We start from the raw sequence: 19860 nt of genomic DNA on the forward strand, positions 1-19860 counted from the left end.
AGGCGATAGCAAACTTGGTCAGTTTACTATCGCCTTGATATTTCAACTCTCTATAAGACCTTTACACTCTTTCTATAAAAGCCTTTACGCTCTATATTTCTTACACTAAGGCATCGGCATAACCCATGCGAGTGAGCGCGGTACGCACTAACTCTAAGGTTTGTGGATCTTCTATGGTCGCAGGTGCAGTATATTGCTGATTATCGGCAATTTTTCGCATAGTACCGCGTAAAATTTTACCAGAGCGCGTTTTAGGTAATTTTTGAATGGCACTCACTAACCTAAAGGAGGCGACGGGACCAATCTCTTGACGAACTAAGGTAATAAGCTGTTTATGCCGCTCTTCATCACTGATCGTCACGCCCTTTTTCAGCACCACTAATCCTAAAGGCACCTGACCTTTAAGCTGATCATCCACACCAATCACAGCCGCTTCGGCCACATCAGGATGTTGACACAAGACTTCTTCAAAACGTCCGGTCGATAACCTGTGCCCCGCCACATTTATGATGTCATCAATACGACTCATAATGTAGAGATAGCCGTCTTCATCGGTATAACCCGCATCGCCAGTTAAGTAATAACCTGGATACATAGACAAGTAACTATCTTGATAGCGTTGATCATTTTGCCACAGTGTCGTTAAGGTTCCCGGCGGTAGAGGCAATTTAATAACCACATTACCTGAAGTATTGACCGCAACTTGCTCACCTAATTCGTCCAGCACTTCAACCGCATAACCCGGTACAGGTAAAGCTGGCGAACCTGGTTTAATGGTAACCGGTGCTGTACCCATCAAGTTTGCTGCGACAGGCCAGCCCGTTTCGGTTTGCCACCAGTGATCAATAACAGGTTTAGCGAATTTAGTGTGTGCCCAAACTAAAGTGTCGGGATCGCAACGCTCCCCCGCCAAAAACACATTTTTAAGACAATTTAAATCAACACCTTGTAGATATTCACCGTCAGGATCTTCACGCTTAATTGCGCGAATGGCCGTCGGCGCGGTGAAGAAGCTTTTGACCTTATATTTGGCAATCGTGCGCCAAAATGCGCCGGGATCTGGCGTACCAACAGGTTTGCCTTCATACATTAAGGTTGTAGCGCCCACCAGCAGCGGTCCGTACACAATGTAAGAATGACCCACAACCCAACCCACATCGGACGCAGCCCAAAACACATCACCCGCTTGAATATCGTAAATATGCTGCATCGACCAAGCCAGAGCCACGGCATGGCCACCATTATCGCGTACCACACCTTTAGGCTGACCCGTGGTGCCTGAGGTATAAAGCACATACAAGGGATCGGTAGCCTTAAGCGCAACACAATCGGCCTTAGGTGCAGTTGCTAATGCGGCTTGCCAATCTAAGTCACGGCCCTCAAATAAATCGGCCTGATACTGGCTACGATTCAAAATTAGGCAGTGATCAACCTGATGTACTGACTGAGCTAACGCTTTATCTAACAGAGGCTTGTAAGGGATCACGCCCGAAGGCTCAATGCCGCAAGATGCCGACAAGACCAATTTAGGCTTAGCATCATTGATCCGAGTCGCGAGCTCATTGGCAGCAAAGCCACCAAAAACCACCGAATGAATCGCACCTATGCGGGCACAGGCCAGCATAGCGAAGGCGGTTTCCGGCACCATAGGCATATAAATCACCACACGGTCGCCCTTTCCTATACCAATAGATTGCATAAAGCCCGCGAGTCGGCTCACTTGAGCCTGTAACTCACCATAGCTAATGCCGTATTCAGTGTCTGTCACTGGGCTCACATACTGGATAGCCACTTGGTCACCGCGTCCAGCCAACACATGGCGGTCAACGGCGTTATAACAAGTGTTCATCTCACCATCGGCGAACCAGTGATAAAACGGTGCCTGCGATTCATCGAGCACCGTTTGCGCCGGTTTAATCCAATCGAGCGTCTTCGCCGCTTCTCCCCAGAATTCGGCTTTATTAAGCAAGGATGCTTGGTGCAACGCTTGATGTTTTTGTTGGTTCTGTTTTTGATTTGTGGCTTGCGCTAAAGATGCATTTTGCTGTTCGGTCAACATATGTCCTCCAATCAGGACTGCGACTCACATCGTCAGCCGCAATAACTACCCCTTCCTGCTTCTATTATTAGCAAGGAGGTCTAAAGCCCACTATTAGACGTTAGCCTATAACCAGAAGATATTTGTGGTTTTATGTGAGAACACTAATTTAAAGCATACGTTTTAATCTCGCTGCACAGGCTTATGGCAATTGGGATTGACACTTTTTTGCCAACAGAATAAAAGCCAAAATCTTTACCTTTACGTAAACTTCATATATCTTGCTTAAAACTGATTATTTAGGGTGCATGAATGAGCGCAACGAACACACCACAAACGACTTACTCGATCAGTGATCTCTCAAAAGAGTTTGATATCACTACTCGTAGTATTCGTTTTTACGAAGACCAAGGTTTGCTTAAGCCAAAACGCCGCGGTCAAACCCGTATTTATAGCCTCAAAGACAGGGTGCGTCTCAAGCTCATTCTGCGCGGTAAACGCTTGGGCTTTTCTTTGGCAGAAACCCGTCGTTTGTTCGAATTATACGATGCCGACAAGAGCAGCACCTCACAGCTCAATACCATGCTGGCGCTAGTGGAAGAAAAAAAGTCCGCCCTACAACAGCAAATGGACGACATCAAAGTCGTATTGATGGAACTCAATTCCGCCGAGCAGCAGTGCCGTTTAGCCTTAGAAGATAACAAAACGGCAAAAGCCTAAATCCCCGTTGACACAAAATCAAATCAATTTGATAGCGATAACGACTACGGATTTAAGTACAAGATTTAAAAGACTCAAGCACCTAAAAATCATAAAAACTATAACAATCTGAAATTAGAACATCTGAAAGGACACAAGCAATGAACTCTCTCTACACAAGTCTGAATTTTGGCCTAGGCGAAGACGTCGATATGCTGCGCGATGCAGTGCAGGATTTTGCCGCGAATGAAATCGCCCCAATTGCCGCGAAAGTGGATCACGACAATGCCTTTCCCAATGAACTTTGGCCTGTGCTTGGAGGAATGGGACTGCTCGGAGTAACTGTACCCGAAGAGTTCGGCGGCGCGAACATGGGCTACCTAGCCCACGTCGTTGCAATGGAAGAAATCTCCCGCGCATCCGCTTCTATCGGCCTAAGTTACGGCGCCCACTCAAACCTGTGTGTCAATCAAATCAACCGTAACGGTAATGCAGCGCAAAAAGCCAAGTACCTGCCAAAACTGGTGAGCGGTGAGCATATTGGCGCGCTGGCCATGAGTGAGCCAAACGCAGGTTCTGACGTGGTTTCGATGAAGCTGCATGCCCGTAAAGAAGGCGACCGATTCATCTTAAACGGCAACAAAATGTGGATCACTAACGGTCCAGATGCACACACCTATGTCATTTACGCGAAAACCGACTTAACCAAAGGCGCACACGGTATTACCGCCTTTATCGTTGAACGTGATTCGAAAGGTTTTAGCCAAGCGCAAAAGCTCGACAAACTCGGCATGCGCGGCTCTAACACCTGCGAACTGGTGTTTGAAGATGTAGAAGTACCAGAAGAAAACATTTTAGGCGGACTCAATAACGGCGTAAAAGTGCTGATGAGCGGCCTCGATTACGAGCGCGTCGTACTGTCTGGCGGTCCGCTGGGGATCATGAATGCCTGTATGGACATCGTTGTGCCTTACATCCACGAGCGTGAGCAATTTGGTAAATCGATTGGTGAATTCCAACTAGTGCAAGGCAAGTTAGCCGACATGTACACAGGCATGAATGCCGCCAAATCCTATGTCTATAACGTGGCAAAATCCTGCGATCGCGGTGAAACCACCCGTAAAGATGCGGCGGGCGCCATCCTCTATAGCGCAGAGCTCGCCACTAAAATGGCACTGGATGCGATTCAACTGCTAGGCGGTAACGGTTACGTCAACGAATACGCCACCGGCCGTTTACTGCGCGATGCCAAGCTGTATGAAATCGGCGCTGGCACCTCTGAAATTCGCCGCATGCTGATTGGCCGCGAGCTATTTAACGAGACTAAATAGGTCGCCATAGGGCTAATGGACACTGCGCGCCATTAGCCCTAAGTATCGATAAACACTCAAAATCGATAGCTCTACACACCGAATTTCCGCTTGAGAAGGACAACCAAAGTGACGCAATTAAGCAGTCGTATTAACGCCCGTAGCGATGAATTTAAAGCGAAATCCGCTGATATGGCCGCCCTCGTGGCCGATCTTAAAACTAAACTAGCCAAAATCGAACTCGGCGGCGGCCCAGTGGCGCTTGAGCGTCATTTATCCCGCGGTAAATTACTTCCCCGTCAACGGGTTGAAAAACTGCTCGACGCCGGCTCACCCTTTTTAGAGCTATCGCAATTCGCGGCGTTTGAAGTCTATGACGAAGAAGTCCCCGCTGCGGGTATTATCGCCGGTATCGGCCGCGTAAGCGGTGTCGAGTGCATGATCATCGCCAACGACGCCACGGTTAAAGGCGGCACTTACTACCCGATTACCGTTAAAAAACACCTTCGCGCCCAAGATATTGCCAGCCGTTGTCACTTGCCTTGCATCTATTTAGTCGACTCGGGCGGCGCTAACCTGCCCCGCCAAGATGAAGTCTTCCCCGACCGCGACCATTTCGGCCGCATCTTTTACAATCAAGCGCAAATGTCCGCTAAAGGCATACCGCAAATTGCAGTGGTGATGGGCTTATGTACTGCAGGCGGCGCCTATGTGCCGGCCATGGCGGATGAATCGATTATCGTAAAAGATCAAGGCACTATCTTCTTAGCAGGCCCGCCATTAGTCAAAGCGGCCACTGGTGAAGAAGTCAGCGCCGAAGAGTTAGGCGGCGCCGAAGTGCACACTAAAATTTCCGGCGTAGCGGATCATTTAGCCCAAAACGATGAGCACGCGTTAGAGCTTGCCCGCCGCGCGGTATCACGCCTGAATCATCAAAAAGAAATCAAATCACTCTTAAGTCCTGTCAAACCGCCAAAGTTCGATATTAGCGAACTGTATGGCATTGTCGGCACTGATTTGAAAAAGCCCTTTGATGTCAAGGAAGTGATCGCCCGTATCGTCGATGATTCTGATTTTGATGAGTTTAAAGCCAACTATGGTGCGACCTTAGTGTGCGGTTTTGCCCGTATTCACGGCTACCCAGTCGGCATTGTCGCCAACAACGGCATTCTGTTCTCGGAGTCGGCGCAAAAAGGCGCGCACTTTATCGAACTGTGCTGCCAGCGCAAAATTCCGCTGCTGTTCCTACAAAATATCACTGGCTTTATGGTGGGTAAAAAGTACGAACACGAAGGCATAGCCAAACACGGTGCCAAAATGGTAACCGCGGTTTCTTGCGCCAATGTACCTAAATTTACTGTGATTATTGGCGGCAGCTACGGCGCGGGTAACTACGGCATGTGTGGCCGCGCGTTCGAACCGACCATGATGTGGATGTGGCCTAATGCCCGTATTTCTGTGATGGGCGGAGAGCAAGCCGCAGGCGTTCTCGCCACAGTGCGCCGCGACGGTTTAGCCCGTAAAGGTGAAGAATGGTCACTTGAGGATGAAAAAGCCTTTAAAGCGCCGATTGTCGCCCAGTACGACAAAGAAGGTCATCCGTATCATGCCAGTGCCCGTTTATGGGATGACGGCATTATCGACCCAGCGCAAACCCGTGATGTGGTCGGCCTTGCCCTATCGGCAGCATTAAATGCTCCTATCGAAGACACCCGCTTTGGTGTATTCCGTATGTAAAAGGCACATGTGAAAAACATATGTCACACAAGAAGATAGGAAAATAATAATGACAGACACATTAAACAGCGCTAGCGGCACAAAAGATTTAAGCAACTTACAGCACGTGAGCCATGCGCTCAATCACGGCGTTGCCGAGCTTATTCTTGACCGAGCAGAAGTACACAACGCCTTCGATGAAGTGATGATTAGCGAGATGATTAGCGTCCTTAGCTATTTTGCTGAGCACAAGCAATGCCAAGTGCTGGTACTCAAAGCAAACGGCAAAAACTTCAGCGCCGGCGCCGATCTCAATTGGATGCGCAAACAAGCCAAAATGGACTTTGAGCAAAATCTAAATGATGCCAAAGCCTTAGCAAAACTGATGCAGGATTTAGATACCTTTCCAAAACCCACCATTGCATTGGTGCAAGGCGCAGCCTTTGGCGGCGCACTGGGGCTGATTTGCGCCTGCGATATCGCTATCGCCACGACGCGCGCCAGCTTTTGCTTAAGCGAAGTAAAACTCGGATTAATTCCTGCGGTAATTAGCCCTTACGTTGCCCGCGCTATGGGTATCCGTGCATCGCGCCGCTACATGCTGACCGCCGAGCGTTTTAGTGCAGAAACCGCATTAAAGCTTAACGTCATTCATGAGATCAGCGATGACTTAGACGCCGCCGCAAAGCCTATGATTGACGCGCTACTAGCCAATAGCCCGCAAGGCATGGCATGGGTAAAAACACTGCTGTCGCATCTTGAAGACGGCGTGATAGACCAAAAAACCATTGATTACACTAGCGAGCGTATCGCCCGCATTCGGGTATCGACCGAGGGCCAAGAAGGCTTAAACGCCTTTTTTGAGAAACGTCAGCCTAACTGGCAACAAGCACACTCAACGCCCTCCAAGCCCATGCAAAAGCCAAGTGATACCCAAGGAGCTCTTTGATGTTGACCAAGCACATGTTTACTAAACTATTAATTGCTAACCGCGGTGAAATCGCCTGTCGCATCATCAAAACGGCCCATGCCATGGGCGTTCGCACCGTTGCCCTATATTCCGATGCCGATAAAGAAGCGCGCCATGTCGCCATGGCCGACGAATCTTTCTATCTAGGCGGCAGTGCGCCGGCAGACTCCTATTTAAAGGGCGATTTGATTATCGATATCGCCAAAAAAGCCGGCGCCCAAGCCATTCACCCTGGGTACGGTTTCTTATCTGAAAACGCCGACTTTGCCCGTAAATGTGAAGCCGCAGGCATCGTCTTTGTTGGCCCAGGTAGCGATGCTATCGATGCCATGGGCAGTAAAAGCGCCGCTAAATCTATTATGACAGCGGCAAACGTGCCCTTAGTGCCCGGTTACCACGGCGATGACCAAACCGATGCGACCTTAAAAGCGGAGGCACTGAAAATCGGCTTCCCTATGCTGATCAAAGCGGCTTATGGCGGCGGCGGTAAAGGCATGCGTATCGTCGAGAATGAAGGCGAAATCATGGAAGCCGTTAACTCGGCGCGCCGTGAAGCGGCCTCTTCTTTTGGTAACGATAAGTTATTGATGGAGCGTTATTTACGCCAGCCGCGCCACGTCGAAGTGCAAGTGTTTGCCGACACCTTTGGCAACGCGATTTATTTATCGGATCGCGATTGTTCGATTCAACGTCGCCACCAAAAAGTGGTCGAAGAAGCGCCAGCGCCAGGGTTAAGCGATGCACTGCGCGCCCAAATGGGTGAAGCAGCCGTCGCGGCAGCCAAAGCCATCGATTATGTTGGCGCGGGGACTGTAGAGTTTCTGCTAGATACAGACAATAGCTTCTATTTTATGGAGATGAACACCCGTCTGCAGGTTGAGCATCCAGTGACTGAGATGGTCACAGGCCAAGATTTAGTGAAATGGCAATTGATGGTCGCCAGTGGTCAGCCACTGCCCCTTAAGCAAGATGAAGTACGTATTCACGGCCACTCCTTTGAAGTGCGTATTTATGCCGAAGATCCACAGAATGAGTTTTTACCCGCCAGCGGTAAGCTCAACTTTTTGCGCGAACCCGAGCAAAGCAAATACGTGCGTATCGATTCGGGCATTCGTGAAAACGATGTGATCAGTAACTTCTACGATCCTATGATTGCCAAGCTTATCGTCTGGGATGAATCGCGCCCACGCGCCCTGCAACGTTTAGTGCATGCCTTAGAGTCGTATCAAATCAGCGGCCTTAAGCACAACATTGAGTTTTTAGCGAACATTGCCGAACACCCAGCGTTTGCCAATGCCGACTTTAGCACTGACTTTATTGGCCGTTATGGCGACACCTTAATTGGCACAGCTTCAAGCGAAGCTGACACTGCCCTTGCCTTTGCCGCGCTGTATCAAGTGCTTGCCCGTAAAGAAGCCGCCAAAGCACAAGCGATCAACAGCGCCGATCCTTACTCGCCTTGGGGTCAAGTCAGCGGCTTTAGACTCAACAGCTGCAGCCAGCACAATATTGCCCTGCTCGATGATGCCCATGAATTGCAGCAGTTAGTGATGCTCGATTTAGGCGGCATGTATCAGCTACCGCTGCACGGACAAGATTGGTTGCTAAATGGCGAGCTGAAACAAGATTTACTGCTCGCCGAAATCAACGGCCATAAGAGTAAAGTGCCCGTTAGCGCCCAAGGTGATGACTTTACGCTGTTTTTATCCTCCGGCAGTTACCACTTTAAAGCTGTGCAAACACTCGTGGTCGAAGAACAAGCCAGCAATGCTGACAAGTTAAAAGCGCCCATGAACGGCACGGTAGTGACCCATTTAGTCGATGTCGGCACACAAGTTAAAGCGGGCCAAGGTTTGCTGGTGATGGAAGCCATGAAGATGGAATACACCATCGAAGCCCCCTTTGATGGCATAGTCACTGAGTTCTACTTTAAAGCGGGCGAGCTGGTCACCGATGGCGCAACCTTGCTTAACGTTGAGCCGTTAAACCTAGCGTCATTAAATGGGATTGAAGCTGAGCCCACTGCGACCAAGGAAGCCTAAGATGTCGTTAGCCAATCTAAGCCAAGCAGCGAACGCCAAAGACAGGGTCAGCATCTTCGAGATGGGCGCGCGCGACGGCCTGCAAAACGAAGTCGCTGTGCCGACGGTAGCTAAAATCGCCTTGATTGAATCGCTGGCAGGTGCGGGGCTTAAGCGTATCGAAGCAGGCAGCTTTGTGTCACCTAAATGGGTGCCACAAATGGCCGATTCTGCCGATGTGCTCAAGCAAATACAGCGTCAAAGCGGCGTGGTGTATAGCGCGCTCACACCCAACGTCAAAGGCTTTGAACTGGCACTGGATGCAAAAGCGAGTGAGGTGGCAATATTTGGCGCCGCCTCACAAAGCTTTAGTCAGCGCAATATCAACTGCTCGATAGAAGAGTCGATTGAACGCTTTATCCCTTTGATGGAATTAGCAAAAAAACACAATATTCCGGTGCGCGGCTATGTGTCCTGTGTGCTCGGCTGCCCCTATGAAGGTGAGATAGCGGTCAGTGAAGTGGCCCGTGTGTCTGAAATCCTTTACAAAATGGGCTGTTACGAAATATCACTCGGCGACACTATCGGTGTAGGCACGCCGCAAAAGGCCCGTAGAATGCTGCAAACAGTGGCTGAACGTGTGCCTATGGATAAACTGGCGCTACACTTTCACGACACCTATGGCCAAGCATTAGCCAACATTTTGGCCTGTTTAGACTTAGGTGTGCGGGTGTTTGACTCCTCGGTTGCGGGTCTTGGTGGTTGCCCCTATGCCAAAGGCGCATCGGGCAATCTTGCCACCGAAGACTTAGTGTATATGCTGCACGGCATGGGATTCGAAACGGGTATCGATTTACCAAAACTCGCGTTAGCAGGGCAAGCGATCAGCACGCAGTTGAATCGTAAAAACGGTTCGAAAGTGGCCACAGCCCTGTTAGCAAAATAGAACAACAATAATTAACGACACCAACAACCGTTATTAAAAATGCGCGTCATTCGCAGCGCGTTTTATAAAGCATAAAAGGACATCACAATGGCAGGACTCAATAAAGTCGTCAGCAGCTATGAAGAAGCGTTAGCAGGCTTATCAAACGACATGACCATTATGGTCGGCGGCTTTGGCCTATGCGGCATTCCAGAAGGCTTAATCAATCAAATGGTTAAGATGGGCGTTAACGGCTTAACGGCGATTTCGAACAACGCGGGCGTTGATGATTTCGGCCTTGGCTTACTGTTAAAACATCGCCAAATCGCCACTATGATCGCCTCTTACGTGGGTGAAAATGCCACCTTTGAACAGCAAATGCTCTCTGGCGAACTGAACGTGATTTTAACGCCCCAAGGCACGCTGGCGGAAAAGATCCGCGCAGGCGGCGCAGGTATTCCGGCATTTTTCACCGCTACAGGCTACGGCACGCCAGTCGCTGATGGTAAAGAAACCCGCGAAATCAAAGGTCGCCATTACGTGTTAGAAGAGTCGCTGACCGCAGATTTTGCCTTAGTGCGCGCATGGAAAGCCGATACCATGGGTAATTTGGTATTCCGTAAAACCGCTGCCAACTTTAACCCTATGATGGCGACCGCGGGCAAAATCACTGTGGTTGAAGCCGAGTTTATTGTTGAGCCAGGTGAGCTAGACCCAGATCATATCCACACGCCGGGCATCTATGTTGACCGCGTTATTCAAGGCACGTTCGAGAAACGTATCGAGCAGCGCACGGTAAAAGCCGCGAAATAAAAGGCGCTGGCAAAACCTTGAAACACAGTTAACGCAATTGGCACTTAGCTCCCTAAAGTAAAAAATTAAGGGTAAAAACCTAAGAGTAAAGGCCAAAGCGTCAAAGCCAAATAGAAAGGATAGATATCATGGCATTATCAAGAGAACAACTGGCTCAGCGCGTCGCCAAAGAATTAAAAGACGGCTACTACGTCAACCTCGGTATCGGCATTCCAACACTGGTGGCCAACTACATTCCCGAAGGCATGGAAGTCATGCTGCAATCAGAAAACGGCCTACTCGGCATGGGTGAATTCCCCACCGAAGACACCATAGATCCCGATTTAATCAATGCGGGCAAACAAACCGTTACCGCAGTCAAAGGCGCTTCATTTTTTTCATCGGCGGAAAGCTTTGCCATGATCCGTGGCGGCCATGTGGATTTAACCGTACTCGGCGCCTTTGAAGTCGATGTGAACGGCTCTATCGCCTCATGGATGATCCCCGGCAAACTCATCAAAGGCATGGGCGGCGCGATGGATTTAGTCGCGGGCGCCGAAAACATTATCGTGACTATGATGCACGCCGATAAATACGGCAATTCTAAGCTGCTACCCGTGTGCGAATTGCCGCTAACAGGTTACGGCTGCATTAAACGCGTTGTCACAGATTTAGCCTTTATCGAAATCAAAGATGGCGCTTTCCATCTACTAGAGCGCGCCCCAGGCGTGAGCGTAGAAGAAATCGTCAGCAAAACTGCTGGCAAATTAATCGTGCCAGAGCATGTACCAGAAATGGTGTTTTAAGCGTTCTCTAAAATGCGCAAGTAACGTATAGCGGCTAAGGTTGAAACTCAAGTTAGTTTGAAGCTTTAACCTAAAGAATTTTGAGCGTTAACCGACGTTTTACGATACCAACAAGGCCCAAAAAATGATTCTGGGCCTCGTTGCTTTTGTCATCCCCGCGAAAACGGGGAACCATGAGTAAAATTCACCACCAGCTTGTTCACTACAAACCTTGTTTTTTGTGAGCTTTTGCAGTCTAGGAACTTTTTGAGAGCTTATCGCCATAAACAGCACTAATGCTCTGGCGACACGTCGTAAACCCATCCTTGGGGGCTCAACGAAAAAGTCCCTTTTTCCGATGGTCGCCAACGCATTAGTGCGGTTTACTCCCCATCCCAGCATATTCAATAATGAACAATGTCGCGCATTAAACTGATAACACCATATGTTAGCAAGGTTCTTTGCTGGCGAATGTGTGTTCACCATCGCTACAACGGAGTCGCTTAATGCTTGCTTCAAAAGTGCTACAGATAGTGATATTTAGCGCCGTTGCGGTAAACTTGCCGCAGCCTAAATAATAAGGATGCTCAAGATGTTAGCCAAGTTTCTCAATAAGCGCAGTCGTAAACATATGCGCGATTATGCCAAAAACGTCTTTGAATATGACCAGTATTTACTGACCGATTATATCGACAGTGGGATGACAGATGGTTTCGAGAGAGTGAAACAATATCGTGAGTTTGATGAGGATTTTCGCCAGTGGGAATTATTTGGAGCTGAGTTTGGTGTACCCGAGTGTCATTGGGGCTATGTAGCCCAACTTACCTATATTGAATCGGGCTTGCTTGAGCCTAAGCCGCTGATGCGCTCGCTCGCTTACGGTTATTTTGCAACCGCCATTGATTACTATAAATATTGCTCATCGATAGAAAAAACTGGCGGGATAGCAAACGCTATGTGGTCTACAATCAGCGTGTTTCGGCTTGTGCTGATGCTGTTAGCTGGGCTTAAACGCGAGGCGGACGAGCTGTACCACGCTGATGCAACCGCGCGGTGTTCGGGCTGGATTGTTCGCTCCCATGGCTTTATTGGCGATTTTTTGGTGCAGCTGTATGGCCGTTATCTGGGGCATATCGAGCCGCCTTTTACCACTGAAGTGCAAGTGACACTGCGAAAAACTGCTCCTTTCCCCTATGCGTCATTTTTAGATAACTGGGATACACAGGATATCGAATTCATCAGCACTATGCTGCAAACCCTCTGCAATGATCAGGTAGAACAAGCGATCATCGGGGATAAAAAGTGTTTTTTTGAGTTCCACAATGGACATCTATCATACATACCCTTGACGGCGTTAATGCTGCTAAAGCTTCGTGACCTCAGGGGCTTGCCTAATCCGCAGTTCAGTCATCCGGCCTTTGGCGATGTAACGGCTTTGTTTGAACAAGTCTGCACAGCGTTTAGCGACTATGTCGCAGCAGAGAAGATCCTGCGGATTGAAGATGCAGCCGATGAAGTGTTAACCAACACATTAACCAGAATGCAAAGCCAAGATTTTGATGCCCATGCTATTTTCGCCAAGCGACTGCCATCGTTTAGTGCTGGTTAAGATTTTGATTAACCAAATTTTCATAAAAAATGGATAACCAATAAAATCATGATTCTATTCATATTGAGGACCCAAGGCTTAAGGTTGAGCATATTCAAGCCTTAAGTCATCCACAATGTAAGCCAGAGGAAAGCTTATGTACCAGATTGCGATTGTGATATTTGATGAATTTACCGATATCGATTTCTTCTTAATGCGCGATATTCTCGGCCGTACAAAAACCGATTGGACAGTAAAAGTACTCGGGACCAAACCTAGCCACATATCAAGCTTGGGGATGACGGTTGCAACCGATGGTCATGTGGCCGAAGTCGCTGATGCCGACGTGGTATTATTCAGCAGTGGTTACAAAGGCGTACCTGCGGCACTTGCTGATACTGAGTTTATGTCCGCCCTTAAATTAGATCCCACACGACAATTGCTTGGCAGTATCTGCGCGGGGTCATTCTTCTTTGCCAAATTAGGGCTACTCGACAATCTCTCGGCAACGACTCACCCCGATGCAAAACCTGCCCTAGTTGCCATGGGCGTCGATGTAGAAGACTGCGCCCTCGTGATTAATGGCAATATTGCCACTGCGGGCGGCTGCCTTTCCTCACTCTATTTAACCGGCTGGGTTGCGGAGCGTTTATTCGACAGTGCGAAACGCCGCGAAATTCACAGGCAGCTTATTCCTGCCGGGCAAACAGATATTTTTGAAGCATTAATCCAATCCTCCATCTCCGCGGCCATTCGTTAAAAGTGATGTAGATACTCTCGATGAATGAAAAGGATCCCATGATAAAACTTAAAAATCTTCTCGAGGCTATAAAAGCCGAGCATCAAATCACCACCCAGAATGAGCTTGTGGCTTTGCTATCGCAAAATGAATTACTTGTTCAGCAAATCCAAACTGCTGATGCGCAGTATTGGGTCAATTTTGCTAAGAATACCTTCGATGGTTGGTATTGCATTCGAACACCTATGCTCAGTACCTTTCATGTTTACTACCAAGAACGTGGGCAAAACTGTTGGGGAGAAGATATTTTTACCGAGCAAAGTGAAGCCATAGCAGCGGTTATTTTTATGTCTGGTATTTGGGATCAAGTACCCTAGCACTAAGCAAGTAAAAGCCTGCTCACTCATCCTATATCTTCACCTTCACGAATGGCGATATGTAACGAATCATTACGCGACTTTCAATATCGAAATCATCCTGTTAGGGTGAGTGCTTAGATTGACTCATAATAACAGACACATTTTTAGCGCTCTGTTTATCTCTCTCATTGTCCAAAGGAGCGGTATCTATGGACTGGCTTATTATTGCACTCGCTGGCTTTTTAGGCGGCATGCTCAATGCAGTTGCCGGTGGTGGCAGTTTTATTACCCTTTTAGCGTTAGTGTTTGTCGGGGTTCCACCGATTGCGGCGAATGCCACGGGGACAGCCGCGCTGCTGCCCGGTTATATCGCCAGCGCATGGCGTTTTAGAAAGGATATCGAATATCCGGCGAGTCTTAGCCTTAAGAATCTGATCTTAATTGCTTTAATTGGCGGGAGTATTGGCGCGGGTATTTTGCTGACCACCAGCGAGCAAGTCTTCGCAAAGCTGATCCCTTGGCTAATTCTACTGGCCACCGCGGCCTTTATTGTTGGCCCTTGGTTACTCAAACGAAGAATCGCTGAGCAAGGCGAAAACACCTCTACGCCAATGTTAAGTCCGATGACGGCACTGATAATGCTGTCGGCTGTGTGTATCTATGGCGGTTATTTTAATGGTGGCTTAGGCATCATACTACTCGCAAGTTTTGGCCTGATGGGGCAAACCAATCTACATGGGATGAACGGACTTAAAAATCTGATTTCAGCCCTGCTCACCGCCATCGCCGTTGTGGTTTATGCCGCGGGCAATGTGATCGATGGGCAATATCTGTTGCTGCTTGCCGTTATGACGATTGTCGGTGGTTATGTGGGGGCGGCGCTGGCCTACCGTATTTCACAGCCCTTGCTACGCGGCTTTATTGTGATCGTCGGTTTAGCGATGGCCTTAGGCTTTTTCATGCGCTAGTTTTTCATGCGTTAGTTTTCATACGTTAGACTTTTGATTTGTGAAGCTTAAGCTCATAAAAGCTGGACAGGCGAGTTTTGATATAAGGTCTCGCCGATAAATTGCCCTTATGTGACTGACTTGTTACTCTGATCCATCCTATAGGAGAACAGTGTGATTAAGGATAGCGATGAAACTGATGACCTTGAAGCTGAGGACCTTAAGACTGAGTAAATTAATGCCAAAGACCTTGAAGCTAAGCACCTTAAATCTTGCCCTGTGTCTTATTGCATGCTCACCGGCTATTTACACCGAAACCGCTAGCGCAGCGACCATTAGCGTCAAAACGGAAACGGGTAATATTCAGGTAAAAACCATAGCCCAAGGGTTAGAGAATGTCTGGGGTATGGCATTCTTACCCGACGGCAGTATGCTCGTGACTGAACGTGCTGGCAGAATGCGCATTGTCAGCACCGCAGGCAAAGTGGGTGAACCCTTAACGGGTTTACCGCCTATGTATGCCAAAGGTCAAGGTGGTTTACTTGATGTCGTGCTTGCGCCAGATTTTGCCAGCAGCAAAAAAATCTATTTCAGTTATTCAGAACCCGCTGAAGGTGATGCAAGTGAGCTCAATAGCACAGCGGTCAGTTTTGCCACGCTCAATGGTAACAAGCTTGAAAATCTCACTCGCGTTTTTAGTCAACAACCTAAAGTCAACAGCGGCCACCATTTTGGATCTCGTTTAGTGTGGGCGCCTGATGGCACTTTGTTTATCACGCTTGGCGATCGCTACAGCGAAAAAGATAGCGCCCAAACATTAGACAATCATTTAGGCAAAGTGGTGCGTATTCATGCCGATGGCTCAGTGCCTAAGGATAACCCCTTCGTCAATACGGCTGGCGCCTTACCCGAGATCTGGTCTATTGGTCATCGCAATATGCAGGGCGCGGCGATTAATCCCGTCAGCAAAGTATTGTGGACGGGCGAGCATGGGCCCCAGGGCGGCGATGAACTCAATATTGACCAAGCGGCTAAAAACTATGGCTGGCCAGTGATTACCTATGGTGAGAATTATGGTGGCGGCAACATCGGCGAAGGCACCCATAAGACAGGAATGGAGCAACCCGTCTACAAATGGGTTCCCTCTATTGCCACGGCGGGCTTTATGTTTTACACAGGTGATAAATTTCCACAGTGGCGAAATAATCTGTTACTCGCCAGCCTAAAGGGAAAAACACTGGTGCGTTTAGTGCTTGATGGCGACAAGATAATTAAAGAAGAGCGGCTACTGAAAACTGAATTAGGGCAAAGATTGCGCTCAGTCGTGCAAGGGCCAGATGGACTGATTTATCTCGTAACCGATGAAGCTAAATCAAAAATTTACCAGTTATCGCCGCAGTAATCTTAATCGCTGCACTTTTATCACAGTGCTTTAACTAAACCATGTTAACCACAGCAATAAACTCAATCGATAGAGAATTTAAGCCTTAAAACGACAAAAAGTGTTCATCAGGAACACTCTTTGTCGTTGGCGTGGCACTTAATTCATGCCTTTATTCGTTCACCACACACATGCCCTGCTCGGTTTGTACATAGGGAGCTAAAATAGGCATCATGCCCTTCATCACCTGCAATGGCAGCGCCGAGGTAAAACTAAAATCATCGGATTTACTGCCTGGCACGAAGGCGGTCAAAGTACCGAAGTATTTGTCACCTAGATAAAACACGAAGGTCGCGGTGCGGTTCATCGCCGTAGTCGCCACTTTTTTACCTTGCTGCATCTGAGTCACAATACGGTTATCACCGGTGCCGGTTTTCCCGCCTATGGCTAACATGCCACCTTTTTCATCGGTAAAAATGCCCTTTAAACGACGTGCGGTGCCGTTTTGCACTACGTTCGCCAGCGCCGCTTTTAAGGCTTGTGCTACTTCATGGCGCATTACCCGCTCACCTTGGGTGTTCTGATTCTGTAATCTCACTTCATAGGGCGTATCTGCGGCGAAATGCAGCTGATTGATACGCACTGTGGGCAAACGATAGCCATCATTTTGAATAATGCCCATCAGCTCGGCTAAGGCTGCGGGTCGGTCACCCGAGCTACCCAGCGCTGAGCCTAAGGATGGCACCATAGAATCAAAGGGATAACCTAAACGCGCCCAACGTTGATGTATGTCAAGGAAGGCTTCAACTTCAAGCATCACTTGCACTCGTACGTCACGGGCGTTTTTATGCCGCGTCCTAAACAACCAACGGTAAACCTCTTGACGTTGTGCTTCACTCGCCTGCTTAACATCGTTCAAGTTGGCATCAGGATTATGATTAAGGTAATCCAGCACCCACAATTCTAAGGGATGCACCCGTGCGATATAGCCTTGATCTGGCAAATTATATTTATCCGGACCGTACTTGTTATATAAGCTCTTAATACGACCATCGGTATAGCTCACCTGCGGCAATCTTTGCTTCAAGAAAGCCTTAAATGACGCCATAGATTCATCGGGCAGTAAATAGCGATACGCTGCCGTCAACTGCTGCTCCGACTGGGACAAACCATCAAAAAATATGTCGAAACGCTCATTCGCAGCCACTTTATTGTACTTACGATAAAACTTAGTAACGAAGGTATTACCTTCTCTATCAGCAAATACTCGCAGATATTCGTCACGGCGCGGATCTTTATCATTACGCAGCAACTGGGCCATATTGCCCTCGTTTTGCATACTACTGCTGTAATTCACGATATCGCGCATGAGGCGCACAAACGGCAAGTTAACCGAATCCTGCAGGGCTTGGTAAAGTGTTGGCGTTTTTAAATCTTCTGTTTTTTTAAAGTTATTAAACACATGCAACCCACCACCGGTAAAAAACTGTTCACTGGTTGAGGCTGAATATTCTCGCTGTAACGCCGCATCTAACATGCGGTCTAAACGTCTGTCGGGATTCAAAATCAAGTAATCAATCGCCCAACGGGTTAAATGATCCCTAGGTTCGATAATGATGGATTCCAATTCAATCCCATGTTTCTTGGAATACTTGTCGTGGATTTCGGCAATGATTTCTAAGTAGGTCGCCATCACCCGCAATTTAGCGGTTGAGCCCAATTCCAACTTGCTGCCCTCGTTAATATCAAAAGGCTGATCGGTACTATCCGTCTGCACTCTAACTCGGTTGGCGGTCTCAGTGCGCTCATAAAGCGTAAAGCTATACAGTACGTTTTGCAGTTGACTTGGGTCGAGTAACCGTTCGCCAAGCAGACCCACTTTCTCCGCGGTAGGCACTTGCGCCAGACTGCGTAAGTAGTGACTGACTTTCTGCTGTAAGTCACTGTGTAAGCTACTATTGACCGTCAAATCGAGCCTGTCTAAATCATACAGCCCCACATTTAACATGCCTGCGGTGCGAATGCGAACTGTGTTCACGCCCTTATCTGCGCCAGATTGGGTATTACGTTGCGGCTTGGCGACCTTAAACTGCAATTTCTGCGCGAGTGCAGCATCACGTAGACCACGATCAATCAAATAATACTGGCCGAGTAAACGGATATGGCTATCGACTAAGTTTTCAAGATCTTCATGACCTTGTAATAGATAGTAGGACGGACGACGTTGGGCGATCATCAAGGCAACCACTTGTCGGAATACTTGTCCGCGCTTGGTGGCATTACCTTTGATCTGCGGCGATGCTAACAGCTTGTTTGCAGTATCGAAATCGGTACCAAACCACGCCCACAATCCATCACCAATACCATGAACTTCACCATGATTTGGCGCCGAAGATAATGGCACGGTATTCAGATAATCTTGAACGATGCGCTTACGAGCAGGTTCAGTGTTTTCACCTTGTTGGTACACGCGCACACTGGCCGAGCCAATTTGCAGTAACTTATCTTTAATACTCAAGGTTAAACCTTGGGAAGAATGGCGGAATTTCTCAATCTGAGTCGCGAGTGTACTGCCACCCGCGGTAGAGACATTCATACCAACCATTTCAGCAATTTGACTCATACCTGCCACCACAAAGCGTGGCCAGTCGATCACAGGATTGAGTTTCTCTTCCGTCGTCCATAACTCGCGGTTTTCAATAAACAGTAAAGTATTAACGATTTCATTGGGGATCTTATCGTCGTCCTGATAAACCCGTTTAGGATAGGCAAATTCGTATAAATCAGTATTGCGGCAATCGAGCAGCGTCAATCCAGATTGGGCCTTTTCATGGTAAGGCGGAAAAAATCCAAGTTGAGCGTATTCCTGCAACGCTGGCGAAAACGCCACTTGTTGCGTTACCTGAAAATTTCGTTGCAGTAACCTATCAATATACTGAGGTAACTTACTGTAGCCATGGCGCTCATCGAAAGGACCATAACTAGGATAAATAACCGCTTGGCTCGGTGAGCTTTCTAATTCATAGGTGAGCGTCTTAGCATATTGATTGATGAATTTTGCTTGATAAAACGAAGTTTTAACCTCAAGTCCAATCAGCAATGCAGCGCAGCAAATCAGAATGAAAAATAAGAACCAGACCCTGCCCTTTGATCTGGCTTTACGCGGCGGCTTAACCTTAGCTTTAGGCTCAGGTTGTGGTGGACGAGGACGATAATTTTCGAACTTCATCTCTGATGTGGAATTAGGCAAAACAGCTCCAAAAAAACACTAAAATATTCATCTTTCATGCAACTCAGCAAATCCGTTGCCACTCAGTAAAGCAAGATATCAAACTCATCTAGCCATTATCCGGCTCTATTAATTAGTCTTAGTACCCATTATGTTCCACACTTTATCAAACCTAACTTCACTGTAAAGAAGGGTGCCTGTGACCCACAACCGCCACTAATCAATACTCATGTTAAGCTGATAGTACATTTTGCCAAATATTAATTTGTTGATATCAAGGTATTTTCAGCGATTAAGGCAACAGACAGTATGACTTAAAAACAAAACGAACTAATTTAAGTCGCATAAAAAGAATGAGTCG

The 19860-nt window shown here is 48.0% G+C and carries 15 protein-coding genes; 13 read left to right on the forward strand and 2 right to left on the reverse strand.

Going from position 1 to position 19860, the window contains the following annotated elements; genetic code table 11:
* Positions 1-100: 100 nt before the first annotated feature.
* Positions 101-2059 carry a propionyl-CoA synthetase gene (locus tag L5M38_RS00690; protein WP_263178011.1) on the reverse strand — a complete coding sequence of 653 codons (1959 nt, stop codon included), beginning with the start codon at positions 2057-2059 and terminating at the stop codon, positions 101-103.
* Positions 2060-2350: 291 nt separating this feature from the next.
* Between L5M38_RS00690 and L5M38_RS00695 the strand changes: the two genes are divergently transcribed.
* From L5M38_RS00695 to L5M38_RS00755, 13 genes are all read left to right on the forward strand, one after another.
* Complete coding sequence (locus L5M38_RS00695; RefSeq protein WP_006082318.1) at positions 2351-2758, forward strand: MerR family transcriptional regulator; 408 nt, start codon at positions 2351-2353, stop codon at positions 2756-2758.
* Between the two features lie 140 nt (positions 2759-2898).
* Entirely contained in the window at positions 2899-4068 is a 1170-nt protein-coding gene (locus L5M38_RS00700; protein WP_263178013.1) for an isovaleryl-CoA dehydrogenase, read from the forward strand.
* Between the two features lie 108 nt (positions 4069-4176).
* Positions 4177-5784, forward strand: a complete 1608-nt coding sequence (locus L5M38_RS00705; protein ID WP_263178015.1) for a carboxyl transferase domain-containing protein — start codon at positions 4177-4179, stop codon at positions 5782-5784.
* A gap of 49 nt (positions 5785-5833) precedes the next feature.
* Entirely contained in the window at positions 5834-6712 is an 879-nt protein-coding gene (locus tag L5M38_RS00710) for an enoyl-CoA hydratase-related protein (RefSeq protein WP_263178017.1), read from the forward strand.
* Positions 6712-8775 carry an acetyl/propionyl/methylcrotonyl-CoA carboxylase subunit alpha gene (locus L5M38_RS00715; protein WP_263178019.1) on the forward strand — a complete coding sequence of 688 codons (2064 nt, stop codon included), beginning with the start codon at positions 6712-6714 and terminating at the stop codon, positions 8773-8775. Before L5M38_RS00710 ends, L5M38_RS00715 begins: the two co-directional genes overlap by 1 nt.
* A gap of 1 nt (position 8776) precedes the next feature.
* The gene (locus L5M38_RS00720) at positions 8777-9700 is read left to right on the forward strand and encodes a hydroxymethylglutaryl-CoA lyase (protein WP_263178021.1); all 924 of its coding nucleotides are present in this window, start codon (positions 8777-8779) and stop codon (positions 9698-9700) included.
* Positions 9701-9787: 87 nt separating this feature from the next.
* Positions 9788-10492 carry a CoA transferase subunit A gene (locus L5M38_RS00725; protein WP_219253343.1) on the forward strand — a complete coding sequence of 235 codons (705 nt, stop codon included), beginning with the start codon at positions 9788-9790 and terminating at the stop codon, positions 10490-10492.
* 128 nt (positions 10493-10620) lie between these two features.
* Positions 10621-11277, forward strand: coding sequence for a CoA transferase subunit B (locus L5M38_RS00730; RefSeq protein WP_105252045.1), 657 nt, complete (start codon positions 10621-10623; stop codon positions 11275-11277).
* A 571-nt stretch (positions 11278-11848) separates the two neighbouring features.
* Positions 11849-12865, forward strand: coding sequence for a hypothetical protein (locus L5M38_RS00735; RefSeq protein ID WP_263178023.1), 1017 nt, complete (start codon positions 11849-11851; stop codon positions 12863-12865).
* Between the two features lie 136 nt (positions 12866-13001).
* Positions 13002-13604 carry a DJ-1/PfpI family protein gene (locus tag L5M38_RS00740; protein WP_113940987.1) on the forward strand — a complete coding sequence of 201 codons (603 nt, stop codon included), beginning with the start codon at positions 13002-13004 and terminating at the stop codon, positions 13602-13604.
* 38 nt (positions 13605-13642) lie between these two features.
* Complete coding sequence (locus tag L5M38_RS00745) at positions 13643-13960, forward strand: cytoplasmic protein (protein ID WP_263178025.1); 318 nt, start codon at positions 13643-13645, stop codon at positions 13958-13960.
* Between the two features lie 191 nt (positions 13961-14151).
* Positions 14152-14910: a sulfite exporter TauE/SafE family protein gene (locus tag L5M38_RS00750; RefSeq protein WP_263178027.1), complete on the forward strand. Its 759-nt coding sequence runs from the start codon at positions 14152-14154 to the stop codon at positions 14908-14910.
* A gap of 169 nt (positions 14911-15079) precedes the next feature.
* Positions 15080-16291, forward strand: a complete 1212-nt coding sequence (locus L5M38_RS00755) for a PQQ-dependent sugar dehydrogenase (RefSeq protein ID WP_263178029.1) — start codon at positions 15080-15082, stop codon at positions 16289-16291.
* Positions 16292-16442: 151 nt separating this feature from the next.
* Here L5M38_RS00755 and L5M38_RS00760 read toward each other — a convergent pair whose 3' ends face one another.
* Complete coding sequence (locus L5M38_RS00760; protein WP_263178031.1) at positions 16443-19520, reverse strand: transglycosylase domain-containing protein; 3078 nt, start codon at positions 19518-19520, stop codon at positions 16443-16445.
* Positions 19521-19860: the final 340 nt, after the last annotated feature.

This window comes from Shewanella sp. SM101, from assembly GCF_025654465.1.
GTDB classification, from domain to species: Bacteria; Pseudomonadota; Gammaproteobacteria; order Enterobacterales; family Shewanellaceae; genus Shewanella; species Shewanella oncorhynchi.

Coding starts and splice junctions, on each gene's coding strand:
- L5M38_RS00725 (WP_219253343.1), top strand. CDS start 9,788: ATGGCAGGACTCAATAAAGTCGTCAGCAGCTATGAAGAAGCGTTAGCA.
- L5M38_RS00710 (WP_263178017.1), top strand. CDS start 5,834: ATGACAGACACATTAAACAGCGCTAGCGGCACAAAAGATTTAAGCAAC.
- L5M38_RS00745 (WP_263178025.1), top strand. CDS start 13,643: ATGATAAAACTTAAAAATCTTCTCGAGGCTATAAAAGCCGAGCATCAA.
- L5M38_RS00750 (WP_263178027.1), top strand. CDS start 14,152: ATGGACTGGCTTATTATTGCACTCGCTGGCTTTTTAGGCGGCATGCTC.
- L5M38_RS00715 (WP_263178019.1), top strand. CDS start 6,712: ATGTTGACCAAGCACATGTTTACTAAACTATTAATTGCTAACCGCGGT.
- L5M38_RS00700 (WP_263178013.1), top strand. CDS start 2,899: ATGAACTCTCTCTACACAAGTCTGAATTTTGGCCTAGGCGAAGACGTC.
- L5M38_RS00720 (WP_263178021.1), top strand. CDS start 8,777: ATGTCGTTAGCCAATCTAAGCCAAGCAGCGAACGCCAAAGACAGGGTC.
- L5M38_RS00740 (WP_113940987.1), top strand. CDS start 13,002: ATGTACCAGATTGCGATTGTGATATTTGATGAATTTACCGATATCGAT.
- L5M38_RS00755 (WP_263178029.1), top strand. CDS start 15,080: ATGAAACTGATGACCTTGAAGCTGAGGACCTTAAGACTGAGTAAATTA.
- L5M38_RS00690 (WP_263178011.1), bottom strand. CDS start 2,059: ATGTTGACCGAACAGCAAAATGCATCTTTAGCGCAAGCCACAAATCAA.
- L5M38_RS00730 (WP_105252045.1), top strand. CDS start 10,621: ATGGCATTATCAAGAGAACAACTGGCTCAGCGCGTCGCCAAAGAATTA.
- L5M38_RS00695 (WP_006082318.1), top strand. CDS start 2,351: ATGAGCGCAACGAACACACCACAAACGACTTACTCGATCAGTGATCTC.
- L5M38_RS00735 (WP_263178023.1), top strand. CDS start 11,849: ATGTTAGCCAAGTTTCTCAATAAGCGCAGTCGTAAACATATGCGCGAT.